The sequence below is a fragment of the Moraxella sp. RCAD0137 genome (genome assembly GCF_002894025.1).
GTDB lineage: Bacteria > Pseudomonadota > Gammaproteobacteria > Pseudomonadales > Moraxellaceae > Moraxella > Moraxella porci.
On the sequence record NZ_LTCC01000007.1, the window covers coordinates 37,710 to 63,211 of the forward strand.

The following is a 25,502-nucleotide window of genomic DNA, read 5'->3' on the forward strand; positions in this document are numbered from 1 at the left end:
TAAATAATATTTTTATCAAAATTTCTGCCATAATATATGCTTAAATCTCAAGCCCATCACACGCCATCTCGACCGCTTTGATGATGGCAAGGGCTTTTTTGTTGGTCTCATCCCATTCTGCTATCGGATCAGAATCCGCCACCACGCCTGCCCCTGCTTGGACATGCACCTTGCCATCTTTCATCACCGCGGTGCGAATGGCAATCGCCGTATCCATATTGCCATGCCAGCCCAAATAGCCAATCGCCCCACCAAACACCGTACGGCGAACAGGCTCAACTTCATCAATGATCTGCATGGCTCGGATTTTAGGCGCGCCCGACAGCGTACCTGCCGGAAAAGTCGCACAAAACACATCGAGCGCATCGACATCATCTCGCACTTGACCTTCGACATTGCTGGCGATGTGCATCACCTGCGAGTAGCGTTCGATAAACATCTTATCCGTCACCTTGACTGAGCCGATTTGACATACTCGTCCGATGTCATTACGCCCAAGGTCAATCAGCATCAGATGTTCGGCGATTTCTTTTTGGTCGGACAGCAGTTCTGCCTCAAGTGCCAAATCCTCTGCCACATCACGCCCACGACGGCGAGTGCCTGCCAGTGGTCGCACCGTGACCGTACCATCTTCGATACGAGATAAAATCTCAGGCGATGCCCCAATGATGTCAAATGGCGATTTGCCCACGCCAAAAGTCTCACCATGCAGCATAAACAAATACGGCGATGGGTTCAGATAACGCAGCGCTCGATACACACTCAAGGCATCACCATCAAAATCCGCCGTCATACGCTGTGCAGGCACGACTTGCATGACATCACCTGCTAGGATGTAGTCTTTGATTTTATTAACATCCTTGCAGAACTTATCCTGACCTGTGACAGACACAAAGTTTGGCTTAGGTTGTGTGGTCGTGGTCAAATCAGGTCGCTGTCCCAGTGCTTGTTCAATCGCAGCTAAGCGCGCCAGTCCATCTTCATAGCCATTTTCAAGCTCGCTATTGGCATAGACGACGATGGATAAAGTATGCTCAAGATTATCAAACACCACCACTTCGGTCGATAACATCAACCACAAATCAGGCAGATTCAGCGGATTGGGTACATCCGACTGCCCCACCGATGGCTCAATGGTGCGAATCAAATCATAACCAAAATATCCCACCAAACCACCGCTAAACACCGGCAACGCTGGCACATCCTCCACCGTCGGCATGGTAAACTGTGCCATGAATTTGCGGATTTCATCAAATGGCTTGTCCGTTTGGGTACTCGACACCACGCCCACCAGCTCGCTGCCGACTTTCATCACGCCATCTTGGTATTCAAAATACACGCCCTTGCCAAGCCCAATCATCGAATAACGAGCAAAACGCTCACCGCCGACCACCGACTCAAACAAATAAGCTTTTGGGTTTAGTTTGCGAATATTGGCAAATACCGACACCGGTGTCGCATCGTCCATCAGGCGTTTTTTGATGAGTGGTACATGGCTGTAGCCTTGATTTTTTAGGTCTAAAAACTGCTCTTGGCTTAATGGCTGGGACATTTCGTTCTCAAAAAAATTTCCAAAATTAACTTATCATAGCACAAAAGCCAACGCTAAAAAACCTCAAATTAATAACGCTTTTACAACAAATCTATCCTGATAAGGGATTTTTTTATTGAGTTAAAATGCTAAAATCACCGTGAGAAATTTATTGCCGATTTGATGAATTGTTGAGTATTTTGTGGCATGCACCACAAAGTCTGTTTGTTTTAATTGATGGATCTTTCATGCCCAGAGTTGTTACAGATTCGCCTTCGCTGCACCCCATCCGCTCACCGTGGGCGTTTTTTCAGACCTTATCCATGACTGGATTGGTGCTGGGATTTTTGTGCTTTTATATCACGATGACACCGATGCTGCTGCCACGCTCGTGGCTCGTGCAGGCGGTGTGTTGCGGCGTGTCGGGTGCCATCGGCTATGCCTTTGGCAAGCTATTGACTGGCTGCATGGATTTAGGCTGCCATCTGTGCGCGCAGCAAAAGATCAGACTGGCTGCAAAATACCGCTTAGCGATCGTCATCCTTGGAATCATCGGTCTTGGGGTGATGACACTGCATCACTGGCAAGTCATGCAAGCGATGCGTCAGCTGATGGAGATGCCAGATGAGTCACTGTGGATGGCTTTTGCTGCGGCGGCGATTGGGCTGGTGTTCTGGTTGGCGCTGGTGGCGATCAGCCGCTGGCTTGTGATACTGACCGAATGGCTGGTCAATCTCATCGCCCCAAAGCTGCATCTGCCGATCCGTGCGTTGGCTTGGGTAGGTGCCAGTATTTTGGTCGCCTCGCTGCTGTTTGGATTGACGCGCAATTATGTGTGGCGTCCTGCGCTGCAAACCATCTCCCAAAAAGCTCTGGCGCTTGATTTGACTGAGCCTGACGCACTAAATGCGCCGACCGGCCCCAACCGCTCTGGCGTCGATGGCATCTCGGCACAGCCTTGGCAAGCACTGGGTCATTATGGTCAGCGATTTGTCTCTTTGGGCCCGACTGCCGAGGACATCTCTGCCTTGACTGGCCGCCCTGCCATTGAGCCGATCCGTGTATTTGCAGGCCTTAATCACCAAAACCCCATCACCACCGAAGCCGATGAACTGGTGGCCATCGCCCTACAAGAGCTGGATCGCACCAATGCTTGGCAGCGGCAGCATCTGGTCATTCATGGTGCGACTGGTCGTGGCTGGGTCGAAGAATACAGCAGTCTGGCGGCAGAATATCTGACCGATGGTGACATCGCCAGCGTGGCCGTGCAGTATTCTTATCTGCCCAGTCAAGTATCATTCATCGTTGACCAAGAAGCTTCCAGTCAAGTCAATCGGCTGCTGTATCAAGCCATCAAACAAAGACTCAACGCCATGCCACAGGCCGATCGCCCCAAGCTATACTTAGCTGGCGAATCTTTGGGCGCTTTTGCCACCCAAAGTAATTTTCAGACTTATGAACAGCTAATCACTGAAATCGATGGCGCAGTGTGGGTTGGGACACCAAGACTTAGCCATCTGTGGTCGCATCTGGTGCAAATGCGCAGCAAGCCCAGTACTGAGACGCTGCCGATCATTGATGGCGGCCGACATGTACGCTTTATGGATTATCCTGAGATGCTGAGCGGTCAAGGCCATCCACAGGGTCACCAGTATCAAAACTGGCAGACGCCGCGCATCGTCTTTGTGCAATATGCCTCAGATCCGATCGTTTGGTGGTCACCAACCATGCTATACCAAAGGCCTGACTGGATGCGCGAAGCTGCTGGGCGCGACATCGCTCGCGTGCCTATGTGGCTGCCGATATTAAGCCTATGGGAGCTTAGCTTGGACATGCCAGCCTCGAACAACACTCCGCCTGGGCATGGCCACATCTACCGCTATGACGCCATCCATGCTTGGCAGGCGGTGCTCGATACTAATACACCATCGTATGAGGCATTGGCTGCTGCCATCGATCAACGCGTCGATGAAGGCATCGCTGAGCGTGATGATTAGCCCTTTGACCGCCCATACAAAAGCCCTTGATCATCAAGGGCTTTTGTGCTATCTCGGGCAGATTGATCAAGATCAATCACCCTCTACATCGACAGTCTGGTACACTTCATAAGCAGGCACCTCATACGGATGCGCCTGCTTATAGGCGGCGACCACATCGTACAGCTTATTTTCAGGGACGATCATCTCCACCTTCCACTCAGACACTTGCGCGATCTCGCCGACCGTGCCGATGGCTGGGTGAGAACCTGTCATCGGACGAAACTGACCCACACCAAGTGTCTGCCAACTGCAGCATTCATAATTGCCAAAGTGGCCTGCACCCGCCTCAAACATCGCATTCTTAACTGCCTCAAGATCACTCTCGGGGATGTAGGTGACGATTTTATACATTTGAAAATACATGACAACTCTTTGATAATCTTAGATATTTTAATGATCTTAGATATGGACGATCACGCCATTATAGCGCCACACCGATACGGCGTGCGACTTCTTCATAGCCTTCGACGACATCACCCAAGCCTTGGCGGAAACGGTCTTTATCAAGCTTTTTCTTAGTATCTTTATCCCACAAACGGCAGCCGTCTGGCGAAAATTCATCGCCAAGCACCACGCGGCCTTGGAACAGACCAAATTCTAGCTTAAAGTCCACCAACATCAGACCTGCATCATCAAACAGCTTTGACAGCACTTCATTGACCTTTAAGGTTAATGACTGCATCTGCGCCAACTCATCAGCGGTGGCATAACCAAGCGCGATGGCGGTCGATTCTGACAGCATCGGGTCGCCCAAGCCATCATCCTTATAAAACAGCTCATAAGTCGGCGGCAATAGCGGCAAACCTTCGCTCAGACCCAAGCGCTTCATCAGACCGCCTGCAGCGTAATTGCGCACAACCGCCTCAACGGGAATCATTTTCAGACGCTTAACAAGCACCTCGTCATCCGACAGCTGCTCGACAAAATGCGTCTCCACACCTGCCTCAGCCAGCTTTTGCATGATAAATGCATTAAAGCGATTATTTACCATGCCTTTGCGGTCAAGACTGGCCATTTTCTCGCCGTTAAATGCACTGGCGTCATTGCGAAAATGCAAAATCAGATAATCAGGATTGTCGGTTTCATAGACGGATTTGGCTTTGCCAGTATAAAGTAGCGCTTGTTTTTGCATGGTTATCTCGATGATTAATCAATTATAAATTAATGAAAAAAATGCAGTCAGCTCACTGACCACATGAAAATTATCTGACGCTCGGTGGACGAGGCAGCTCGTACTGCTTGCCAGCTTCATTCACAAAATCAGGCAGCTGGCCTGTGGCAGTTGGGGTTTGGTACAGTGGCGTAAAATCGGCAGCTGGTTGATCAGCTGGCAGCTTGATCGGCGGCAACTGAGCAGCATCACGATAATCCAAGCTGCCATTATCGCGCTTTGAGAGCAAGTCTTTGGTGGCACTACAGCCCGTCAATGCCACGATGGCCACCATCACGCCTGCGGTTAATTTTACAGTTTTCATAAACATTCCAAGTAAATGGCGGTATTGGAGTCAAACAATTAATACCAACACCCAATAATACAAATCAAAATTTTGTGCCTAAGACATCACAGCAATGCGGCTTTTGATAGAGCATCGTCGATGTGCTGATGATACTGCTCATTGAGCCACACCATCGGTAAGCGGATGCCAGTATCGATCCTGCCCATTTTGTGCAAAGCATATTTGACAGGTTGTGGGCTAGATTCGATAAACAGATCGCGGTGCAAATGCTTGATGGTTTGATGGATGGCTTCAGCCTCTTCAAAGCGTCCTTCAAGCGCCAAACCAAATACCTGACTCATTTGGGCAGGTGCGACATTTGAGGTCACCGAGATATCGCCGCGAGCGCCATGTTGCATCAAAGTCAGCGCCGTCGGATCATCACCTGACAGCACCACCATACGATCACCGACACGGCGGATTAGGCTAATACCGCGATCAACATCGCCTGTAGCGTCTTTGATGGCAACGATATTATCAATATCAGCCAAGCGATTGACCGTCTCCTCAGACAGATCAGCCACGGTGCGGCCTGGCACATTATACAGCATCTGCGGCATATCCACTGCCTCGGCGATGGCCTTAAAATGCTGGTACATACCTTCTTGGGTTGGCTTATTATAATAAGGAACCACCAACAACGCACAGTCAGCACCTGCTTCTTTGGCGGCACTGGTCAAGATTATGGCTTCATGCGTGGAGTTTGCGCCTGTACCTGCGATGACAGGGACGCGGCCTGCCACTTGTTTGACAAAAAAGCGAATGACCTCAATATGCTCATCCATCGCCAGTGTCGCCGACTCACCTGTCGTACCCACAGCAACCAAAGCATGGATCCCTGCATCAATCTGCCAGTCAATCAGGCGCGCCAATGCATCATAATCCACCGCGCCATCAGACTTCATCGGTGTTACCAGAGCAGTGATCGCTCCTTGGAGTTTGGATTTGATTTGTTGATATGCGTCTGTCATAAGCAGCCTTGCTTGATTGATTAAAAAAACGGTGACCAATCCCAGCTTCAGGTTTGGTCTATGATCATCTTTGCTAGTGTATCACATTTGCATGGGATATTTGTAGTTATTTTTGGTTGTTTTGGGCATCCTAGCCAAGCGACATCCTTACAATCCCATCTTAAAGTTAGAAAACACCCACTCATTCATCGATGCGCATGCCGATGATGGCTGGTGTGCCTTGGCGGATCAGCTGAACGGTGATCACGCCAGTTTTTGGCAGATTTGTCACTGCCGATGCAAAGTCCTCGACGCTAGAGATGCTCTGTTGATTCAGCCCGATGATCACATCTCCTGTGCTGATGCCTGCTTTGGCGGCGCGGCCGACCAGATCCACTGAGGTGACGAGTACGCCGCCTGACACGCCTTGGCTTTGTAGGGTGCGTCGTTCATTGGCATTCAACGCTCGCAAGCGCAGCCCTAGGCGCACGCCTTCGGCTTTATTGCTGCTTTGGATGGCGGTGTCTTCTTGGGCTTCACCAAAATTGCCTTTGGTGGTATAGACCTTACCTTGGCGCTGATAGGTCAATTCAAATGCATCATTTGGTCTGGCTCGATTGATTTGGTTGAGCAGATCATGCGCATGGACAATCGGCATTTGGTTAAAACTCAGCACCACATCGCCTGATTTTAGGCCAACCTGATCGGCAGGGAAATTGGGTACCACGCGTGTTAATAGCGCACCTTGTGGCTTGGTTAGGCCATAAGCTTCGGCCAAATTACGATCCACATCCTGCACCGAGATGCCCAGATACACGCGCGTGACTTTGCCATTTTGGCGAATCTGCTGATAAATATCCATCGCCGCATCGATGGGGATCGAAAAAGACAGACCCATATAGCCGCCTGTGCCGCTAAATATGAGTGAATTGACACCAACGACCTCACCTTGGCGGTTAAACAGCGGCCCGCCTGAGTTGCCAGGATTGAGCGCAACATCGCTTTGGATAAACGGCACAGCAGCTTCACGGCTGACATTGCGAGATTTGGCAGAAACAATGCCTGCTGATGCCGAGTAATCAAACCCAAAAGGCGAGCCGATGGCCAACACAGGTTCGCCTACTTTTAGCATATCCGCTTTGGCGACAGGCAGCGCAGGATAGTGATTGCCAGCGACTTTTAGCACGGCAATGTCTGAGCTTTCATCGCTGCCGATCAGTGTGGCATCCAGCTCGGTGCGATCATTGAGCGTCACGGTGATGCGATCGGCGCCTTCGATGACATGATGATTGGTCAACAAATAGCCATCACTGCTGATAAAAAACCCCGTTCCATAACCTTGCTCTATCACTGGAATATCCGGCAGCTGTGCTTGTTCACCCAGATAGCCTTTGAGCATCTGCACCGCCCGCGCCTGCGCCAAAGTCTCATCATCGACTTGCTTGGTGATACTGATGCGCACCACCGATGGCGCCACTTGCTCTACCAATGATGAAAAATCGGCGCTCGCCAGTGCATGAGCAGGCGTCGCCACAGGTAAGGTGGTGATGGCTGCGCCTGCCATCATCAAACAAAGCATCAATGCTGATTTTTTCATGAGACATCCTTTACAGATTTTGGGGAATTTTGCTAATGGTGAATGACCAAAAATCACCAATTATGATGATTAATGTTGCAAAGTATCCAAAATTTCATGTGTGGCGTCAAGCATGTTTTGGCGACAAAACCTTTCTTGATCCCATCAAATCTTACCCGATTCTCAACCGCCTTGCTGATTTTTGCGCCACCACATGCCATCGCCAAATATCCAAACAGATGCCCAAATCAAATCCCCAAAGCTGCATCAATGCGTGCGGCGACTTCATCGACCTTGCCTGAGGCATCGATGCGATGGATGCGCTCACCGTGACGAGCAAATTGATACTCCAAGCCTCGATGCACCCGCTCAAAAAAAGCAATGTCATTGGACTCCAAGCGATCGAGCGCGCCACGCTTACCAGCGCGCTGCATCCCTGTCACCACATCCAAATCCAGCCACAGTGTCACCTCGGGCATCACAGGCACAAAATGCTCAATCAACAGCTCAATCTTATTCAGCGCTGTGGTGTCACCCTCATATCGACCAAAGCCCTGATACGCCACTGTGCTGTCCACAAAGCGATCACAAATCACCCACTTGCCCGCTTGTAAGGCTGGCAAAATGGTCTTGTGAATGTGATCGGCTCGCGCAGCAAACATCATCAAGATCTCAGCATCAGCATCGATATGACGCGCAGGATCCAAAAACATCGTCCGCAGCGCCTCAGCCAGCTCACTGCCACCCGGCTCACGCGTGCGCAGCACCTCAATACCACGCGCTGTCAATCGCGCGCACAGCTGATCGATCGCCGTGGTCTTGCCGACGCCTTCGGTACCCTCAAAGCTGATAAATCGACCTTGCATCCTATTCATCCTTTTTGTAATGTTATGGGCATGAAGCTATTTATTGCGCATCACCGTGCGGTATTCTTCAACCGCTTTTTGATGCTCTTGGTAAGTGCGGCTAAACTTATGACCGCCATTGCCTGTCGCCACGAAAAACAGTACATCGCTGTCATCAGGATGCATGGTTGCACGGATGGCCTCAGCAGATGGCAACGCGATGGGTGTCGGTGGTAGGCCATCGATTTGATAGGTATTATAAGCGGTTTTTTCTTGGATATTGCTGCGATAAATGGTGCCATCATAGCGATCAAACAGGCCATAAATGATGGTCGGATCCGTCTGTAGTCGCATGCCCTGACGCAGGCGATTGACAAACACCGAGGACACCAAATGACGCTCTGAGGCGATGCCTGTTTCTTTTTCGATGATGCTTGCCATGATCAGCGCCTCATATGGCGTTGCATAAGGCAAATTGGCATCGCGTTCTTGCCACGCTTGATCCAAGATGCGCTTTTGATCCTCATATAAGCGTTTTAGGATCATCGTGTCTGTCGTGCCTTTGGCAAATTGATAAGTATTCGGCGCAAACCAGCCTTCCAAATTGCCATTGGGCGATTCAATGCCCAATGCTGCCGCCACCGCTTCGTTATCGCGCGCCACATCAGTCCACGCGTAGCCATCAGCCGCTGGTGTCAACAGCTCAAGCACCACGCCATCGGTGTTTTTTAGCGTTTGATACAGATCTTTGATTGTCTTACCTTCGATGATGCGCACACTGATTTCTTCGGTAGCAGCACCCTCGCCAAACAAGCGTACCATCTGCGCCAAACTTGCCCCTTGTGGCACTTGATAATGGCCGGTTTGTAAGGGCTTATCGGCTGCCACCGACAAATACGCCTTGGTGACAAATCGTGAGGCCAATGCCGAATCCGACCACGGCTCTTTTGATAAAAGACTATGATAAGTATCGCCCTTGCCGACACTCAGCGTCTGAGCCGCTCTGTCGGTCTGAGCATAGATGGTCTGATAAATGACAAGCAGCGCCAAGATTACGGCTGCGACCACAGCCACCAGTATCAGCTTGGTCAGTGATGACTGCTTTGGTGGCGGTCTTTGGCGCGACTTACGACGCGATGCAGCCCCTGAAGTGGAGCGCTTGATTGCTTGAGGTTTTTTGGAGGTTGCCATAATTTGCCATAATGATGAATTTTGCTCATTTTAGCAAAATTTTATGACAAATGGCCACTAAATCTATGGCTCGTGCGTGTGAAAATTGTAAGACATTGATCTGCCTAAAAATTCAGCGCAGTACTGATGATGAGTTAAGCATTACTAAGGGATAAATCCAGCAGCATCCCAGCCATCAGTCAAAGGACGACCACAAAGACTGGTGATGGGTGTGATGCCGCGTACTGCATTGGTGGTGATCAAACCCGAGATCAGCGGCAGATCTGCTGTCTGTAACACGCGCTCATGTACCTTGCCCAGCACAGTCGATGCCATCAATGCAGCGCGCATCACGCCTGTCACACCCGAGATATCCACAGGCGGTGTGTACCAACAGCCATCGAGTTGATAAAAAATATTACCCATCGTTGCACAGACCCACTGCCCATGCACATTGGACACCAGTCCATCAGTGATACCGTCATCTTGCTGCTGTCGCTCCAAAAGCTCAGCATGGATCAGCACCTGCTCAGGACAGCCGATCAGCTTTAATCCTGAAAGCCAAGGTGATCGATGGCTTAATTGCCCCTGCATCAGTACCATCTGCCGCTCCATCACAGGCTGAACAGGAATACCATCTTTAAAGCGCACGCCTTGATACGCAGGCGATGGCATCGCTTTGATGTACGCCTGCGCTGCCGCCATGCCGACAAAGCCATAGCCACGCACGCTCTGCACGGGGCGAGTGATGATGATCTTTAAGATGCCCTCGCGCATTTGCTTAGCAAGCTGCGTCAATGCCATCATCAGCTCATCGACACTGGCACTCAATCGCAGCGCTGATAGGCCAGTCAGGATACGCTTGGCATGAAATGGCGCACAGATCATCTGCCCATCACAGACCCCGATGGTGCTAAAAAACCCATCACCATAAGCAAAGGCTCGCTCATCCATACGCGCATCTGACAGCACAAGTGCGCCGTCCTGCTGATAACAATAATATTGCGCCATCAGTGTCATCGTCTTAAGATGATTTGGCAGCGATAATCTTCACAAGCGCCGCGCTCAAGCACAAAACCGCCCACCGTCTGCGATGAGACCGCAGCACCTTGGAGCATCTGTTCTACGATTTTGGTGCCGACATCGCCGCCGGCCATGCTCATCATCCGATAGCTGCGTTTGGCAAAATCGATCGACTGCGTCTTAGTAGCATCATCATCAGTGGGCGCGGCATAATACCACACCAATTCGAATAAGTTGGGCGATTCGATGACATAAAACGGCGGCTCAAATGGCGTGCTAAAACGATAGCGCATCGCTTTATTGCCATAAAAATCCAGCGCCTCTTCACTGGTTGCGGTGGCACTGAGTGCGCCTTTTAACACCTCAAAGTCTTGGCTTTGCTGACTGGCTGTCTGCCAATCGCTCGTGTCATAGACCACAGGGTCATAGCTTTTGACCTCGCCATCGTCGGCAACCATTTCTTCTTGTGAGACAGGCCGAAAAGTCAAAAATAGTACCAGCGCCGCCGCCAGCAGCAAGCCTACCATCAACCAAGGCCGATAACTGTTGTTTTTGGGTGGTGGAGAATCGGGAGTCGATGCGCGATCATAAGTCATGGCAGTTACCGTTGGCTGATTGGGCAATCAAGGATCATAAAAATTCTGAAATTGGATAATTTTAACACAAAAGCCACCCTAAGCCACCCCATCGGTGCCGTTTTTTGCTAAAATAAACCTGATATCTGCCAAGCGATCGGCCATCAGCACTCAGTCATTAGCCAAGCGACTGGTTTATCACTGGCAATCACTCACGAATTTTAATAAGGCATCTTAATGCAGCACTTCATCGTCATCGGCAATCCGATCAATCACTCCAAAAGCCCTGCCATCCATCACGCCTTTGCCGACAGCGTAGGACTGGATATCCGCTATCAACGGCAGTTTTGTCCTGATGATCAGGGCAGCTTTGAAGCGGTGGTATCAGCGTTTTTTGCTGGTGGCGGTGTGGGTGCCAATGTCACTTTGCCTTTTAAGGAGATCGCACATCAGCTATGCCAAGATACAGGTGTAATGAGCGATGATGCCAAGATGGCAGGTGCGGTCAATACCCTGATGATGCGTGATGATAAGCTGTACGGCGATAATACCGATGGCCGTGGCTTGGTGGCAGATCTGATTAGCCAAGATGTTGATTTAACTCATAAAAAAATCGCCATCTTGGGTGCAGGTGGCGCTACTCGTGGTGCGATTTTACCCTTGCTATCTCATGGTACGCACTTGGCGATTTATAATCGCACGCTTGCCAAAGCTGAGCAACTGGTGCAAGACTTTGATCACCAGAATCTATCTGCACACAGTTTAGATGAACTACAAAATATCAGCCATTTTGATGTCATCATCAATGCCACTTCGGCGACCACCACTGGTCAGTCGCTGGATTTTGGGCGTATCACGGCAGATTTTGCTTATGACATGATGTATGGCAAGCCATCGGCATTTTTGGCGCATTTTGCCAAGCAAGGTGCGCGCACATCTGATGGCTATGGGATGCTGATTCATCAAGCCAAGCTTGCCTTTGAGCTGTGGACGGGGGTAACGGTAGATTTATCAGCGATGGTGCTACCCAAGTGATGTGGGTGGCGGCTGATTGCACCTTGAATTTTTGGCAAGCAGCACCATCTTAGGCAAACCTTAGGCAAATTTGAATTTTATAACTGCAGATAGGAGCAGATGATGAGCGAGCAGATGACAGACAATTTTGAGGTTGATTTTGACGATTTGGACAATCTACTGGACGACTTTGATGGCGTGGCTGTCGAAGGTGGCGTCGATAGCATCAATGATGATGGCTGTGAAGGCGGTGCGTGCAAGCTATAACAAGCTATAAATTGCACAAAAAAATTGGGGGCGATGCAAAATCGCCCTTTTTATTTGACAAAAATTCATCAATAATAACAAAAAATTTGCCAAAATAAAATTTGTTATGAAAATAAGTTATCAAAAGCCAAAAAACGCTTTTTCTTGGTGCAATTTGTTGTATAGTGTTTCAAACGGCATCTGCCACTGATGATTTTTAGCAGTATCAAGCGATACAACCAACAAGGATGACTTATGCTAACTTATAAAGCCCCACTTCGTGATATTAAATTTTTGATGAATGAAATGTTCGATTTTCAAGCGCATTATCAGACGCTTGAAAACGGCTCGGCTGCCGATGCCGAAACGGTGGACATGATTTTGTCAGGTTTTGCCGACTTTGCCGAAAATGTACTATCGCCGCTGTACCAGCCTGCCGATGCCGAAGGATGTACCTTTAAGGATGGTGAAGTCACCACACCAACAGGGTTCAAAGAAGCTTATCAGCAATTCGTCGAAGGCGGCTGGCAAGGCATCAGCTATCCTGAAGCCTTTGGCGGTATGAACCTACCAATGTCACTCAATCTCATCAAATCTGAGATGATGGGCACTGCCAACTGGCCGTGGGCAATGTATCCAGGTCTGACCACAGGCTCGGTGAACACCATCTTGCAGTATGGTGATGACGCCCAAAAAGCCACTTATCTGCCTAAGCTCATCTCAGGCGAATGGTCAGGTACGATGTGCTTGACCGAAGCACAGTGCGGTACTGACCTAAACCAAATGAAAACTCGTGCCGTGCCAAACGATGACGGCACTTATGCCATCACAGGCAGTAAAATTTTTATCTCAGCAGGTGAGCATGATTTGACCGAAAATATCGTGCATATCGTGCTGGCTCGTCTACCCGATGCACCTGCTGGCACCAAAGGCATTTCGCTGTTTATCGTACCGAAATTTTTGCCTACAGATACTGGCGAAGTCGGCGCGCGCAATGCGGTGGCTTGTGGCTCGATTGAGCATAAGATGGGCATCACCTCATCAGCTACTTGCGTGATCAACTTTGATGGTGCGACTGGTTTTCTCATCGGTGAGCCAAACAAAGGTCTAAAAGCCATGTTCACCTATATGAACACCGCGCGTATCGGCACAGGCATCCAAGGCCTATCACACATGGAGCTGTCGTTCCAAAACGCCCTACCATACGCCAAAGAACGCCGCTCGATGCGTGCTTTATCAGGCACCAAAGAGCCAAATCAGCCTGCCGATGCCATCATCCACCATGCGGATGTACGCCGTATGTTACTCACCCAAAAGGCATTTACCGAAGGTGCACGCTCGATGATCTATCACACCGCACGCTATGCGGATAAGCTTGCCGAAGCAGTGGCAAAAGGCGATGAAGAAGCCATCAAACAATGGGATGATAAGATTGGTTTTTATACACCCATTCTCAAGGGTTTCTTAACTGAGCTTGGCATTGAGTGTGCCAAACATGGTCAGCAAATCTACGGCGGTCATGGCTATATCAAAGAATCAGGCATGGAGCTGATTGCCCGTGATGCTCGCATCTCGACACTGTACGAAGGCACGACAGGCGTGCAGGCGCTTGACCTACTGGGTCGTAAGGTGCTACTGCATGGCGGTGGCAAGGTCATCCGTGACTACACCGCAGGCATCATGAAGTGGTGCGGTGAATATGCACTGGACAAAGATATGCGCAAATTCGTCTGGACGCTCACCAAGCTGTGTGCCGAATGGAATATGCTTACCGCACGCCTACTACTGACCGCTCGTAAGGACCGTGATATCGTCTCGGCAGCGTCGGATGACTTTTTGATGTATTCAGGCTATGTGATGATGGCGTACCACTGGGCTCGCATGGCGGCGGTGAGTTTTGATAAGCTCAAAAACGGTGGCGAGCAGCCAAAAGAGTTTTATCTTGCCAAGACACAGACAGCGGAGTTTTATTTTGAAAAACTCTTACCAAGAAGCTCGGCACACGCTGAGAGCATGACAGTACCAAGCGAAACCATGATGCAGATGGATATTGAGCATTTTGCGTTCTTGGAATAAGTCTGTGACATCTGACATGCATCAGACTGTTAGCCCAGATCACTTGATTTGGGCTTTTTACTTGCAATTCTCAGCCATAGCCCTATATACTACAGCATCTAATTGAGTATTTTTCTAAATTCATAGGAATCGGATATGTCAAACCATCATCGCCTTATTATCTTAGGCTCGGGCCCAGCAGGCTATTCTGCTGCTGTCTATGCCGCTCGTGCCAACCTAAAGCCTGTCATCATCACAGGTCTGCAAGTCGGTGGACAGCTCACCACCACCACCGAAGTGGATAACTGGCCAGGTGATGCACATGGCTTGACTGGCAATGGCCTGATGGATCGTATGAAAGCGCACGCCGAACGCTTCGGCACCGAGCTTGTCTATGACCACATCAACCAAGTCGATCTACAAAACCGCCCATTTACGCTAACTGGCGATAACGGCACCTATACCTGTGATGCATTGATCATCGCAACTGGTGCTACCGCTCAGTATCTGGGATTGGAATCTGAACAAAAATTCATGGGTCAAGGCGTCTCTGCTTGTGCGACTTGTGATGGGTTTTTTTATAAAAATCAAAAAGTTGTGGTGATTGGCGGTGGTAATACCGCTGTCGAAGAAGCCTTGTATCTATCAAACATCGCAAGTGAAGTGACTCTGATTCATCGTCGTGATAGCTTGCGTTCTGAAAAAATCCTACAAGATCAACTGTTTGAAAAAGCCACTAACGGCAATGTCAAGATCGAGTGGAATCATCAAGTCAAAGAAGTCGTCGGTGATGAGATGGGCGTCACGGGCGTCATTATCGAATCGACCGTCGATGGCAGCACCAAACAGCTCGATGCGATGGGTATGTTCGTCGCCATCGGTCATAAGCCAAATACAGGCCTTTTTGAAGGTCAGCTGACCATGAAAGATGGCTATATCGTCGTCAATAGCGGTCTTGATGGCAATGCTACTGCAACCAGTGTCGATGGCGTCTTCGCTGCTGGTGATGTCGCTGACCACATCTATCGCCAAGCCATCACCTCAGCAGGCACAGGCTGTATGGCAGCACTCGATGCAGAAAAATATTTGGATGCGCTGTAACCACCATCTTATTTATCAAAAATCCACCCGTATCATGGGTGGATTTTTTGTCAATCAATCCTCCCAAAACAAAAAGACAAACCCTCTCGGATTTGTCTTTTTTGCTTGCAATGACTAGACTGATGTCAGCGTCGTCATTGCTTGTGGTTGTTTTGCTGTTTGACGATTAGTCTTTAACAGTTGCAACAACACCAGCACCTACGGTACGGCCACCTTCACGGATCGCGAAGCGAAGACCTTTGTCCATAGCGATTGGGTGGATTAGCTCAACGCTCATCTCAACGTTATCGCCTGGCATAACCATTTCAGTGCCTTCTTGTAGAGTGATTGCACCAGTTACGTCAGTTGTACGGAAGTAGAACTGTGGACGATAGCCATTTAGGAATGGCGTGTGACGGCCACCTTCTTCTTTAGATAGTACGTATACTTCTGCGTCGAATTTGGTGTGTGGCGTGATTGAACCTGGCTTAGCCAGTACTTGGCCACGTTGAACTTCTTCACGCTTAGTACCACGTAGTAGAACACCACAGTTCTCACCTGCACGACCTTCGTCTAGCAGTTTACGGAACATTTCAACACCAGTACAGGTAGTTTTTTGAGTTGGTTTGATACCAACGATTTCGATCTCTTCACCAACTTTGATGATACCAGACTCAACACGGCCAGTAACAACAGTACCACGACCTGAGATTGAGAATACGTCTTCGATTGGCATTAGGAATGCTTTATCTACTGCACGCTCTGGCTCTGGGATGTAGCTGTCTAGGGTGTCTAGTAGTTCTAGAACTGCTGGCTCACCATATTGACCTTGGTCGCCGTTTAGGCCTAGTAGTGCAGAACCTTTGATGATTGGGGTGTCATCACCTGGGAAGTCGTAGTCAGATAGAAGTTCGCGTACTTCCATTTCTACTAGCTCTAGAAGCTCTTCGTCGTCAACTAGGTCGCACTTGTTCATGAATACCATGATGTATGGTACGCCAACCTGACGAGATAGTAGGATGTGCTCACGAGTTTGTGGCATTGGGCCGTCAGTTGCAGCAACAACTAGGATTGCGCCGTCCATCTGTGCAGCACCAGTGATCATGTTTTTAACATAGTCAGCGTGGCCTGGGCAGTCAACGTGTGCGTAGTGACGTGCAGCAGTGTCATACTCGATGTGAGAAGTATTAATGGTAATACCACGTGCTTTTTCTTCTGGAGCAGAGTCAATAGCAGCGTAGTCTTTTGCTTCACCACCGTGGTGCTTAGCAGCAACGGTTGCGATAGCAGCAGTTAGAGTGGTTTTACCATGGTCAACGTGACCGATGGTACCAACGTTTACGTGTGGCTTGTTACGTTCAAACTTGGCCTTTGCCATGATGGTTTCCTCGATTGTTAATTAAAACCCATGGTTTTATTTTTAGCAAAACAAAACCATATTCTGATGCATTATATCATACAAGTTTTTTGATTGAAATAGATTTGGCGGTATTTATTTTATGATGTGCAATGATATGGGCTGAACGATGCTTTGGGTCAGCTTCAGACAGCTTATGTAGTCTTACTGACTGCGCCATCAGCCCTGTTATTGGCCATTAAGGCTGTTTAAGATATGGCCAAGCAGCTTTTAGATAAATCATCATCGACCACAAGGTCAAGATCACCGCAATCACCATCAGCGTATAGCCGATCATCTCAAGCGACTGCCAGTTGAGTAGCAATACAGTGATGGCGATCATCTGAAAAGTGGTCTTAAGCTTACCCACATACGACACCGCCACACTGGTGCGCGCGCCCAGCTCCGCCATCCACTCACGCAGTGCCGACACCGCAATCTCACGCGAGATGATGACAATCGCCGATGTCGCCATCACAATATTTGGATGCCACTGCACCAGTACGATCAAGGCAGCTGCCACCATCAGCTTGTCCGCCACAGGATCTAAAAAACGCCCAAATGCCGAGGTGATGTTCATCTTTCGCGCCAAATGGCCATCTAGCCAATCGGTCAAAGCCGCAAGCACAAACAGCAGCGTCAAGATCAGATGCCGAAGCATGCTGTCGCTATATTCCAGCATTCCCAAGCGAGCGATGGCATTATCAGGAATGGCAGGCACGCCGATGCCCAGCGCTGGCGGCCAATAGGCGATGGCCACAAACAAAGGAATCATCACGATGCGCGCGATGGTAAGATTGTTAGGCAAATTAAAAACCGATGCCGGCTTCGTTTGCTCGGTTGGTAAATTCACAGTCATGCAGTCTTGCGTGGTTAAAGTTGATTTATGATACCCAATTTTTTAATATTTTGCCATCATTTTAGTAAAAATCGCGCAATGGATACGATGCTTTTGGGTCATAAAAATGTTACCATAACAGCTTTGGCGACTCAATGATTCGCCATCAGACACGCCATTTTACCCATTTTCACAGCCAAGGAAATACTATGAACCATACAGTCGATACCATCATCATCGGTGCAGGCGCATCGGGGCTGTTTTGTGCGTTCAACTTGGCAAGTTTTGGCAAATCGGTGCTGGTGCTTGATCATGCCAATAAAGCCGGCAAAAAAATCCTAATGTCAGGCGGTGGACGGTGTAATTTTATCAATCGCCAAGTAGAGCCACGGCATTTTATCAGCCAAAATCCGCATTTTGTCAAATCCGCGCTATCCAAGTACGGCAGTGATGATTTTATTGATTTGGTCAATCGCCACGGCATCGCCTATCACGAGCGGGAGCATGGACAGCTATTTTGTGATGACAGTGCCAAAGATATTTTAGATATGCTACTAAAGCAGTGCCAGGATTTCGGCGTCGGTATCCATCTGCATACCGTCATCGACAGCATCCGTGCGACCGATGATGACGGCTTTGTACTACAGACCACCCACAAAAAGGATGGTACCGCCACCACCTATCACTGTCAGCATCTGGTGGTTGCCACAGGCGGACTATCTATCCCAACGCTTGGGGCGAGCGGCTTTGGCTATCAAGTGGCAAGCCAGTTTGGGCATAGCATCGTCCCGACCGAAGCTGCCTTAGTGCCATTTACCTTTACCGATGCAACAGGGGATCTCATCAAATCACAAGCAGGTCTTAGCCTAGATGTCACTGCATCCAATGATAAGATTAGCTTCACTCTGCCACTGCTATTTACACATCGTGGCCTGTCTGGCCCTGCCATGCTCCAGCTGTCAAACTACTGGCATCTGGGCGAGAGCATCACCATCAATCTGGCGCCACAGACCGACATCGCAGCACTGCTACTAACCGCCAAAAAATCGCATCCAAAACAGCTGATTCGCACCGCCTTGGCAGGTGTGCTACCCAAAAAACTACTCACCGCACTCGAAAACCATCTGTGGCAAGCTCATAAAGAGACTGAACTTGCCAATCTCAAAGACGACACCCTGCGTCATATCGCCACACTGCTAAATGCATGGACGCTCAAGCCCAGCGGCACCGAAGGCTACCGAGTCGCCGAAGTCACTCGTGGCGGTGTCGATACTCGTGATGTCTCAGGCAAGACGATGGAGTCTCGCCTAAAACCAAATCTCTATTTTATCGGTGAAGTGCTCGATGTGACTGGCTGGCTTGGCGGCTATAATTTTGCTTGGGCATGGGCAAGTGGCTATGCCTGCGCCGAAAGTATCGGGATGAAATGGTGATGCAGGGTATTTGGTTTACATTGTAAATCATCACACCCAGCCAATGACAAACCCACAAAAAAGCGAGCCAAAGCCCGCTTTTTATTATGCCAATTTCTTAATCACAAAGCCAAGCTTATTCATGGCATCTGCTTTTTCTATCGGTGCCAGTGTGGCTTTGGTATGTGGTTTATCCTTCAGATAAGTCATCGCCACTCGTTTTAGATCATCGATAGTGACCGCAAGAATCTTGGCTCGCATCGCCTGTTGCCACGCTTGATCACGCTCATGCAGCTCGCTAAAGCATGATTTGACCGCTTCACCAGCAGGCGAACCCGGTTTGTCCATCCCTGCGATGATGCCCAAAATGGCTTCGGTCAGTTGTTCATCATCGTGCTCGGTAGTGAGCAGCCAGTCGATGCTTTTATCAAAATGAGCAAAAGTCTCTTGGCAGTGCGGATCGCGATAGCTATAGAAGCGAAACGCAGCGGCATTGCTGTCAAAGCTGGCACCACCGCCATAAGCACCGCCTTTTTCACGGATGGCACTGTGCAGATAGCTATTTCGCAAAAACGGTGCAAGCACCATCAAAGCAGGCGTATCGGCATGACCTGATGTGGTCGCAGGATAGGCAGCAGCATTGTGATGGACATTGGTTGAGATTAGCCATGCAATATCCTCATCGCTAGTATCATCAAGCAATTCGGTCAGCTCATCGAACATCATTGGCGAGCTTACCGATGGCGCTGCTTGCGTGCTTGGCTGCAGCGATAGCTGATCGGCGATGATTGGCAACAAAGTCTCACTCACGCCCTCTTCGCACACGAGCAATACTTGCTTTGGTAGTGCCATCACCGTCTGATGCAGTGCCGTCAGTCGCTCGCTGAGTTGTTGCCACTGTAAGTCATCTTCGGCTGCCTGCACCAAAAATACCTTGAGCGTCGCCAATGCTGGCAGACCCGAATAAGCGTATTCGATGGCTGCTTGGCGGCTCATCTGACGCACCGCTGTCTGCATGGCATAGGCGTGCCCTGCACCTGATAGACGAGATTGCCAGCCGCTTTGTTTTTGTTGCAGTAGCTCACGGATGCGATCGGTTTCGCTAAAGATGGTATCATTTAGCACTTCAGATACCAAAGCAATGGCTTCGGTTTTGCGATTGAGCGCACGAGTGGCAAGCACAAAATAACTGCCCATCTGATCCTTATCATCAACACTGGTACGCTGACTGATACGAGCCGTCACCCCTGATGAGTGCGATGCTTGCACCGCTTGGAAACTGCGGGCATCATGCTGATGAGTACCGACTTCGGACAGCAGTGCCAAATACAGTGGCAGTAGCGGATTATTGAGTACTTGATCCGCCACATCACCTGTCAGTGGTGTGATCAGCTGATAATAGTACAAGCCATTCGTACCAGCATGGTACAGATGCACAGGCACATCACCCATGGCGGTTGCAAGTGTCGTATGCGTCGCGTGCGTGAATGCCACATCACTCGGCACATCACTCAAATCAACTTTTGGCAGTAGATTGACATCATCTGGGGTGGCTTGGCGAGCCTGTAGATCAGCACTTTGCTTACGGATATTGGCTCTGTCATCATCACCCAACTGCGCATCCAGCTCTGCCAATTTTGCCTGTTCATCACGAATCAAGCGAGCCGCCTTATCCGTATCAGGACTCATGGTCAAGCGTACTCGGTGCGGATTGTCAATCAAATGCGTGCGAATCAGCGATTGCACCCAATTTGGCTCAAATGCCTTGTCCTTGAGCCACGCCAAATGCTCATCAATCTGCCACACATCGATCGGATCACCGCCATGAATCGCCGTGCTAAAGCCCTCAAGCATCAAGGTCAAACCATAGGGCATACTATCGCCACCGACATGACGCTGATCAATCTCAATCTGATGCAAAATCGTCTCAATCACTTCATCATCAATCGGATGATTGGCAATGTCAGTTAATAAATCCAAAATCCCCTGCTCAACTGCATCGGCGTATTCAATATCCGAACCACGCAGGCCTGCATAGAATACCATCTGATAATGGCTGTCATCCAGACCCAGTAGCGGACTCGGTGCTGTGCCATGTGGATGACTCTCAAGATACGCTCTGAGTGGCGAACCGCTATGCTCAGCCAGCACCCCTTCGACTAAGCGTAATGATAAGCGAGTCTTTGGATCGGTGATGGTTGGCAAAAGCCATGCCAGCACATGATGCGTCATCTGCTTGCCATCGCTATCACTGCTATAAGTATCCGACACCGCCACAGGGGTAGTCAGTGGCTGCTCTAGTGATGATGAGAATTTTTTACCCTGAGCAGGACGGGTAATGCCATCAAAACGACTTAGGGCATCATCATGAAGTTTTTCTTGAATGTCGCTCACCGCAATATCACCAAAGCTCATGATGATGGCGTTGCTCGGATGATAATGCGCTTGGTGAAATGCCACCAAATCAGCATGGCTAAGCTTTGGAATCTCGGCAGGATCACCGCCAGAATTATAATGATAAGTCGTCGTCGGAAATAGGTGCGGTGTCAGCGCATAATACAGCTGATCAATCTCACCACTCATCGCCCCTTTCATCTCATTGAACACAATGCCGTGGTACTGTGGTTTGCCATCATCATCGAGCTCGATGCGGATACCTTCTTGGGCAAAGTCGAGCGGATGGATATTTGGAAAAAATACCGCATCGGTATAGACGGATAATAGGTTAAAAAAGTCCTTTTTATTCTGACTGGCAAAGGGATATACCGTCCAATCACTGGCCGTCATCGCATTCATAAAGGTGTTGAGCGAGCGTTTAATCATACTAAAAAACGGATCTCGCACAGGATATTTTTCAGAACCGCACAGTACCACGTGCTCTAGGATATGCGCTTCGCCACGAGAAGTCATCGGCACGGTGGCAAAGCCAATCATCAAGGCGTTTTCGCTATTTTGGCACGCCAAATGATAATGCACCGCCCCTGTCAGGCGATGGCGAGCGGTCAACACGGTAATATCCAGTGCTTCGATGCGACGAGTATCAAGCAGCTCAAAGCTTGGGTGTAATGTTATTGTCATATTTTTCCTATCAAATTCAATGAATTATCATGGCATATCACACCAAGATAATGTAGCAACCAGTAGCGATCGCCAAAAAATTTTGTTATGCTAAGAGATTTGCAAAGTCGTTATTTTAGCACAGATTTGGCATAAATAGGCGAATTGTCATGCGTGATGCTGATGCCGTCTCATATCGGTGCTGTTATTTGGATGTTTATAATTTATCTTATGAAAAAATTCTACCTAATCCGCCATGCCCAAAGCGAATCCAATGCAGGGCTTGTCATTCGCGAAAATCATCTGATCAATCTCACCGACCTTGGACGAACTCAAGCCCAAAGCCTGTGCGACTGGCTGTGTGACTATTTGGCAGCCGCCCAAGAAACCATCAGCGGCGTATTTATCTCACCTTATATTCGCACACAGCAGACCGCCCTACCTTATCTACAAAAAACTGGCTTTGATGCCACGGTGATGCCAAGCTTGCAAGAGTTTAATATACTTGAATTTGAGCGGATTTTTCAGCGTGAATTGTCCGAGATTCGCACGATGGCACAGGCATTTTGGCAGCTGCCAAACGATCACAAAGATGGCGATAGTACGGATAGTTTTGATGAGTTTGTCGCCCGAATACGCACAGCACGGCACGCCTTTAGTCAGATGGCGGACGGCAGTTATGTGGTCTTTGGACATGGAATGTGGATTGGGATGCTGATTTGGCAATTACTGCACCAAGACAGCGAACAGGTGCTGAACAAGGCAACTTTTGCCACTTATGAGCTGACTATTCGTCCTGATAACTGCGATGTCTATCTACTCACCATCGATAATAACACCCAATCCATCGCCAAACTGCGGGACAATCGTGGCGGTGTGTCGGTGGTGATGTGATGGCAAATTGGGCGAGTTTTTGAAGAAAATTGCTCAAATCAGCTGAATTATCGCTTTATATTTGTTATACTAAAGCTAGGAAAATTGGCAACTCAAACTGCAAAAGGAGCGTGTTTATGTACCAACATGTACTGCTAGTCACTGACCTAAAAGACGATACCGATTTGGTCGCACAAAAAGCCAAGTGGATTTTGGATGCAGAACCACAAGCCCAATTATCCGTCTTGCACATTGTCGAAGAGACCATGCTTGGTTTTGGCTATGAGTTGATTCCAGCATCGGCATTGCATGAGCAAATCGATGATGAACGCTGCCAAAAAGCGCGAGTGCGTCTGGCCGAAGTCCTAAACCGCAACCATCTACAAGCCCATCATGTCAATATCAAGACTGCCATCTCTGGTCGCAAAGGCATCGTGGATTACTGCCATCAGCACGCTGTGGATCTCGTGGTCATCGGTCGCCACAAGCGTACTGGTCTGTCAGCTTGGATTGCTGGTGCGACAGCGGACAGCATTTTGCCAGATGTTGACAGTGATTTGTTGGTCGTACAACTGGCTGCTGAATAACCTTTTATTTTATCCTATCATCAGTCAAGCGAGTCAAACCTATTGGCACGCTTGACTGTTTATGTTTTTAATTTTAAAACAAGAGAAAACTATGTATGATGTGGTCGGCATTGGTAATGCCCTAGTAGATACCGAATTTCAATTATCCGAAGATCAGCTTGCCAAAACAGGGCTGACTCGTGGCAATATGACACTGGCAGATGCCGATGCTCAAGCGACACTATTTGACACACTAAACGCTCAAGGCATCACCCCCGCCAAGCAAGCTGGCGGCGGCAGTGCTGCCAATAGCATGGTGGCATTTGCCTCTTTGGGTGGCAGTGCTTATTATCATTGCCGTGTCGGCGGTGATGAGATGGGTGATTTTTATTTGGGCGATCTAGAAGCATCAGGCGTGACGACAGATGCTGATTTTGCGGTACATCGTGACGGCACCACTGGCTCATGTGCGGTACTGGTGACACCAGATGGTGAGCGTACGATGCAGACACATCTTGGCACCAGTAGCGAGATCTGTGCGGATAATGTGAATTTTGAGACACTCGGCCGTGCCAAATGGCTGTATCTTGAAGGCTATCTTGCCATGTCGCCATCGGTCAGTGATGCACTGACTCAGCTACACACCACCGCTCGCAAACACGGTGTCAAAGTCGCTGTCAGCTTTGCTGATCCTGCTGTGGTCAAATTTGCCAAAGAAGGCCTCTTGGCGATGCTAGATCGTGGCGTGGATGCGGTATTTTGTAACTTTGAAGAAGCCAGTCTATTTGCCGAAGCAGATGGTGAAGCTGACCCTGTCAATGCCCTACTCAAATACAGTGAGCTCGTGGTCATCACCAACTCAGACAAGCCTGCCATCATCGCTTGTCGTGGCGATACAGGTATCATCGAACATCACATCGATGCCGTCCCAGTCAGCCAAGTGATTGATACCAATGGTGCAGGCGATAACTATGCTGGGGCGTTCTTATACGGCCTATCCCAAGGGCTTGAGCTGCCTATTTGTGGCAAGCTTGCCGCTGAAGTCGCCGCCGCCATCGTCAGTCAGTTCGGCCCTCGCCTAAGCGTGGCAGACTATCAAGCAATTAAGGCTAAGACGCTATAACGCACGCTATAATTAAAGCCAAAAAAATCAACCGCTTTGAAAGATGGGCGGTTGATTTTATTTTAATAAGACCTCAAGATCTCGGATGGATGGGAATATATTCAAAAGAATTACCGTATGATTTTGTTCATCAATCTTATAAAAAGCAGTATATTTGCCATCAATGATAAATCGTCGATAATTCTTAGAAAATGGTGCTGTGGTGTAGATTTTGGGTGACTGCTTGAGTGTTTCGAGCTGAATATCTAGCATTAGTGCAATTTTTTCGGCATATGCTTGGGTGTAATTTTGCAAAATATCATCAATAATCTGCTCAAAGTCCGCCACAAACTCTGTAGAAGCTTGCACAGTGTACATCAGGCAACCGAAGTCTTGCGACTAACCATTTCGGCAAAAAAACCATTTTGCACATCAATCAACTTGCTCTCGCCACGCTCAATACGAGTTTCTGTCTCATACAGCGTCTGCTCGATCATCTGTAAATATGCCTGCTCAATCGCTTGAACAGCTGACACACCACTTTGGGCATTTGAGTTGTATTCTTGTTTCATCACGCACTCCTATGGCTATGATAATCAAGTATATCATAGATTAACAAAAATACCCACCGATCGTCTAATTACGATTGATGGGTATT

General features: G+C 49.0%; 24 protein-coding genes. 9 read left to right on the top strand and 15 right to left on the bottom strand.

The window, feature by feature from the left end; genetic code table 11:
* Nucleotides 1-40: 40 nt before the first annotated feature.
* Nucleotides 41-1,552: an anthranilate synthase component I family protein gene (locus AZ602_RS06210; RefSeq protein ID WP_103034189.1), complete on the bottom strand. Its 1,512-nt coding sequence runs from the start codon at nt 1,550-1,552 to the stop codon at nt 41-43.
* A 227-nt stretch (nt 1,553-1,779) separates the two neighbouring features.
* Here AZ602_RS06210 and AZ602_RS06215 point away from each other — a divergent pair, with 227 nt between their 5' ends.
* Nucleotides 1,780-3,528, top strand: a complete 1,749-nt coding sequence (locus tag AZ602_RS06215; RefSeq protein ID WP_103034190.1) for an alpha/beta-hydrolase family protein — start codon at nt 1,780-1,782, stop codon at nt 3,526-3,528.
* Between the two features lie 72 nt (nt 3,529-3,600).
* Here AZ602_RS06215 and AZ602_RS06220 read toward each other — a convergent pair whose 3' ends face one another.
* The 9 genes from AZ602_RS06220 to AZ602_RS06260 all read right to left on the bottom strand — a co-directional run bounded on the left by AZ602_RS06220 (nt 3,601) and on the right by AZ602_RS06260 (nt 11,226).
* On the bottom strand, nt 3,601-3,921 hold the full coding sequence (locus AZ602_RS06220) for an NGG1p interacting factor NIF3 (protein ID WP_103034217.1): 321 nt from the start codon (nt 3,919-3,921) through the stop codon (nt 3,601-3,603).
* A gap of 70 nt (nt 3,922-3,991) precedes the next feature.
* The gene (gene purC, locus AZ602_RS06225; protein ID WP_103034191.1) at nt 3,992-4,702 is read right to left on the bottom strand and encodes a phosphoribosylaminoimidazolesuccinocarboxamide synthase; all 711 of its coding nucleotides are present in this window, start codon (nt 4,700-4,702) and stop codon (nt 3,992-3,994) included.
* A 70-nt stretch (nt 4,703-4,772) separates the two neighbouring features.
* The gene (locus tag AZ602_RS06230) at nt 4,773-5,045 is read right to left on the bottom strand and encodes a hypothetical protein (RefSeq protein WP_103034192.1); all 273 of its coding nucleotides are present in this window, start codon (nt 5,043-5,045) and stop codon (nt 4,773-4,775) included.
* Nucleotides 5,046-5,131: 86 nt separating this feature from the next.
* Nucleotides 5,132-6,037, bottom strand: coding sequence for a 4-hydroxy-tetrahydrodipicolinate synthase (gene dapA, locus AZ602_RS06235; protein ID WP_103034193.1), 906 nt, complete (start codon nt 6,035-6,037; stop codon nt 5,132-5,134).
* Between the two features lie 181 nt (nt 6,038-6,218).
* Nucleotides 6,219-7,613: a Do family serine endopeptidase gene (locus AZ602_RS06240; protein ID WP_103034194.1), complete on the bottom strand. Its 1,395-nt coding sequence runs from the start codon at nt 7,611-7,613 to the stop codon at nt 6,219-6,221.
* A 227-nt stretch (nt 7,614-7,840) separates the two neighbouring features.
* Nucleotides 7,841-8,458, bottom strand: coding sequence for a dTMP kinase (gene tmk, locus AZ602_RS06245; RefSeq protein ID WP_103034195.1), 618 nt, complete (start codon nt 8,456-8,458; stop codon nt 7,841-7,843).
* A gap of 36 nt (nt 8,459-8,494) precedes the next feature.
* The gene (mltG, locus tag AZ602_RS06250; protein ID WP_103034196.1) at nt 8,495-9,628 is read right to left on the bottom strand and encodes an endolytic transglycosylase MltG; all 1,134 of its coding nucleotides are present in this window, start codon (nt 9,626-9,628) and stop codon (nt 8,495-8,497) included.
* A gap of 144 nt (nt 9,629-9,772) precedes the next feature.
* Nucleotides 9,773-10,618: an aminotransferase class IV gene (locus AZ602_RS06255; RefSeq protein ID WP_103034218.1), complete on the bottom strand. Its 846-nt coding sequence runs from the start codon at nt 10,616-10,618 to the stop codon at nt 9,773-9,775.
* A gap of 5 nt (nt 10,619-10,623) precedes the next feature.
* On the bottom strand, nt 10,624-11,226 hold the full coding sequence (locus AZ602_RS06260; protein WP_103034197.1) for a hypothetical protein: 603 nt from the start codon (nt 11,224-11,226) through the stop codon (nt 10,624-10,626).
* A gap of 216 nt (nt 11,227-11,442) precedes the next feature.
* Here AZ602_RS06260 and aroE point away from each other — a divergent pair, with 216 nt between their 5' ends.
* The 4 genes from aroE to trxB all read left to right on the top strand — a co-directional run bounded on the left by aroE (nt 11,443) and on the right by trxB (nt 15,621).
* The gene (gene aroE / locus AZ602_RS06265; protein WP_103034198.1) at nt 11,443-12,240 is read left to right on the top strand and encodes a shikimate dehydrogenase; all 798 of its coding nucleotides are present in this window, start codon (nt 11,443-11,445) and stop codon (nt 12,238-12,240) included.
* A 102-nt stretch (nt 12,241-12,342) separates the two neighbouring features.
* Entirely contained in the window at nt 12,343-12,486 is a 144-nt protein-coding gene (locus AZ602_RS10140; RefSeq protein ID WP_199174100.1) for a hypothetical protein, read from the top strand.
* Between the two features lie 234 nt (nt 12,487-12,720).
* Complete coding sequence (locus AZ602_RS06270; RefSeq protein ID WP_103034199.1) at nt 12,721-14,541, top strand: acyl-CoA dehydrogenase C-terminal domain-containing protein; 1,821 nt, start codon at nt 12,721-12,723, stop codon at nt 14,539-14,541.
* Nucleotides 14,542-14,676: 135 nt separating this feature from the next.
* Nucleotides 14,677-15,621: a thioredoxin-disulfide reductase gene (gene trxB, locus AZ602_RS06275; protein WP_103034200.1), complete on the top strand. Its 945-nt coding sequence runs from the start codon at nt 14,677-14,679 to the stop codon at nt 15,619-15,621.
* A 166-nt stretch (nt 15,622-15,787) separates the two neighbouring features.
* On the opposite strand, the gene tuf is transcribed toward trxB, so the two are convergent.
* Complete coding sequence (gene tuf / locus AZ602_RS06280; protein ID WP_078318570.1) at nt 15,788-16,978, bottom strand: elongation factor Tu; 1,191 nt, start codon at nt 16,976-16,978, stop codon at nt 15,788-15,790.
* 217 nt (nt 16,979-17,195) lie between these two features.
* Nucleotides 17,196-17,855, bottom strand: coding sequence for a CDP-diacylglycerol--glycerol-3-phosphate 3-phosphatidyltransferase (gene pgsA, locus AZ602_RS06285; protein WP_103034201.1), 660 nt, complete (start codon nt 17,853-17,855; stop codon nt 17,196-17,198).
* A 188-nt stretch (nt 17,856-18,043) separates the two neighbouring features.
* On the opposite strand from pgsA, the gene AZ602_RS06290 reads away from it, so the two are divergent.
* On the top strand, nt 18,044-19,267 hold the full coding sequence (locus tag AZ602_RS06290) for an NAD(P)/FAD-dependent oxidoreductase (protein ID WP_103034202.1): 1,224 nt from the start codon (nt 18,044-18,046) through the stop codon (nt 19,265-19,267).
* 84 nt (nt 19,268-19,351) lie between these two features.
* On the opposite strand, the gene AZ602_RS06295 is transcribed toward AZ602_RS06290, so the two are convergent.
* Nucleotides 19,352-22,324 (bottom strand): insulinase family protein, encoded by a 2,973-nt coding sequence (locus AZ602_RS06295; protein ID WP_103034203.1) that lies wholly within the window; start codon nt 22,322-22,324, stop codon nt 19,352-19,354.
* A gap of 210 nt (nt 22,325-22,534) precedes the next feature.
* On the opposite strand from AZ602_RS06295, the gene AZ602_RS06300 reads away from it, so the two are divergent.
* From AZ602_RS06300 to AZ602_RS06310, 3 genes are all read left to right on the top strand, one after another.
* On the top strand, nt 22,535-23,197 hold the full coding sequence (locus tag AZ602_RS06300; protein WP_158245119.1) for a histidine phosphatase family protein: 663 nt from the start codon (nt 22,535-22,537) through the stop codon (nt 23,195-23,197).
* A 116-nt stretch (nt 23,198-23,313) separates the two neighbouring features.
* Nucleotides 23,314-23,763: a universal stress protein gene (locus tag AZ602_RS06305; RefSeq protein WP_078317448.1), complete on the top strand. Its 450-nt coding sequence runs from the start codon at nt 23,314-23,316 to the stop codon at nt 23,761-23,763.
* A 91-nt stretch (nt 23,764-23,854) separates the two neighbouring features.
* On the top strand, nt 23,855-24,865 hold the full coding sequence (locus AZ602_RS06310) for an adenosine kinase (RefSeq protein WP_103034205.1): 1,011 nt from the start codon (nt 23,855-23,857) through the stop codon (nt 24,863-24,865).
* A 57-nt stretch (nt 24,866-24,922) separates the two neighbouring features.
* Here the strand turns inward: AZ602_RS06310 and AZ602_RS06315 are convergent, their stop codons facing one another.
* Complete coding sequence (locus tag AZ602_RS06315; RefSeq protein WP_103034206.1) at nt 24,923-25,222, bottom strand: type II toxin-antitoxin system RelE/ParE family toxin; 300 nt, start codon at nt 25,220-25,222, stop codon at nt 24,923-24,925.
* The gene (locus AZ602_RS06320; protein WP_103034207.1) at nt 25,222-25,416 is read right to left on the bottom strand and encodes a hypothetical protein; all 195 of its coding nucleotides are present in this window, start codon (nt 25,414-25,416) and stop codon (nt 25,222-25,224) included. The genes AZ602_RS06315 and AZ602_RS06320 overlap by 1 nt, the downstream gene beginning before the upstream one ends.
* Nucleotides 25,417-25,502: the final 86 nt, after the last annotated feature.

Excerpts from the sequence above, each read along its gene's own strand:
- AZ602_RS06300 (WP_158245119.1), top strand. The coding sequence starts at position 22,535 with ATGAAAAAATTCTACCTAATCCGCCATGCCCAAAGCGAATCCAATGCA.
- AZ602_RS06240 (WP_103034194.1), bottom strand. The coding sequence starts at position 7,613 with ATGAAAAAATCAGCATTGATGCTTTGTTTGATGATGGCAGGCGCAGCC.
- AZ602_RS06320 (WP_103034207.1), bottom strand. The coding sequence starts at position 25,416 with ATGAAACAAGAATACAACTCAAATGCCCAAAGTGGTGTGTCAGCTGTT.
- AZ602_RS06255 (WP_103034218.1), bottom strand. The coding sequence starts at position 10,618 with ATGGCGCAATATTATTGTTATCAGCAGGACGGCGCACTTGTGCTGTCA.
- AZ602_RS06290 (WP_103034202.1), top strand. The coding sequence starts at position 18,044 with ATGAACCATACAGTCGATACCATCATCATCGGTGCAGGCGCATCGGGG.
- AZ602_RS06215 (WP_103034190.1), top strand. The coding sequence starts at position 1,780 with ATGCCCAGAGTTGTTACAGATTCGCCTTCGCTGCACCCCATCCGCTCA.
- AZ602_RS06270 (WP_103034199.1), top strand. The coding sequence starts at position 12,721 with ATGCTAACTTATAAAGCCCCACTTCGTGATATTAAATTTTTGATGAAT.
- tuf (WP_078318570.1), bottom strand. The coding sequence starts at position 16,978 with ATGGCAAAGGCCAAGTTTGAACGTAACAAGCCACACGTAAACGTTGGT.
- trxB (WP_103034200.1), top strand. The coding sequence starts at position 14,677 with ATGTCAAACCATCATCGCCTTATTATCTTAGGCTCGGGCCCAGCAGGC.
- purC (WP_103034191.1), bottom strand. The coding sequence starts at position 4,702 with ATGCAAAAACAAGCGCTACTTTATACTGGCAAAGCCAAATCCGTCTAT.
- dapA (WP_103034193.1), bottom strand. The coding sequence starts at position 6,037 with ATGACAGACGCATATCAACAAATCAAATCCAAACTCCAAGGAGCGATC.
- AZ602_RS06310 (WP_103034205.1), top strand. The coding sequence starts at position 23,855 with ATGTATGATGTGGTCGGCATTGGTAATGCCCTAGTAGATACCGAATTT.
- AZ602_RS06220 (WP_103034217.1), bottom strand. The coding sequence starts at position 3,921 with ATGTATAAAATCGTCACCTACATCCCCGAGAGTGATCTTGAGGCAGTT.
- aroE (WP_103034198.1), top strand. The coding sequence starts at position 11,443 with ATGCAGCACTTCATCGTCATCGGCAATCCGATCAATCACTCCAAAAGC.
- AZ602_RS06210 (WP_103034189.1), bottom strand. The coding sequence starts at position 1,552 with ATGTCCCAGCCATTAAGCCAAGAGCAGTTTTTAGACCTAAAAAATCAA.
- AZ602_RS06230 (WP_103034192.1), bottom strand. The coding sequence starts at position 5,045 with ATGAAAACTGTAAAATTAACCGCAGGCGTGATGGTGGCCATCGTGGCA.
- AZ602_RS06260 (WP_103034197.1), bottom strand. The coding sequence starts at position 11,226 with ATGACTTATGATCGCGCATCGACTCCCGATTCTCCACCACCCAAAAAC.
- tmk (WP_103034195.1), bottom strand. The coding sequence starts at position 8,458 with ATGCAAGGTCGATTTATCAGCTTTGAGGGTACCGAAGGCGTCGGCAAG.
- AZ602_RS06305 (WP_078317448.1), top strand. The coding sequence starts at position 23,314 with ATGTACCAACATGTACTGCTAGTCACTGACCTAAAAGACGATACCGAT.
- AZ602_RS06295 (WP_103034203.1), bottom strand. The coding sequence starts at position 22,324 with ATGACAATAACATTACACCCAAGCTTTGAGCTGCTTGATACTCGTCGC.
- AZ602_RS06315 (WP_103034206.1), bottom strand. The coding sequence starts at position 25,222 with ATGTACACTGTGCAAGCTTCTACAGAGTTTGTGGCGGACTTTGAGCAG.
- pgsA (WP_103034201.1), bottom strand. The coding sequence starts at position 17,855 with ATGACTGTGAATTTACCAACCGAGCAAACGAAGCCGGCATCGGTTTTT.
- mltG (WP_103034196.1), bottom strand. The coding sequence starts at position 9,628 with ATGGCAACCTCCAAAAAACCTCAAGCAATCAAGCGCTCCACTTCAGGG.
- AZ602_RS10140 (WP_199174100.1), top strand. The coding sequence starts at position 12,343 with ATGAGCGAGCAGATGACAGACAATTTTGAGGTTGATTTTGACGATTTG.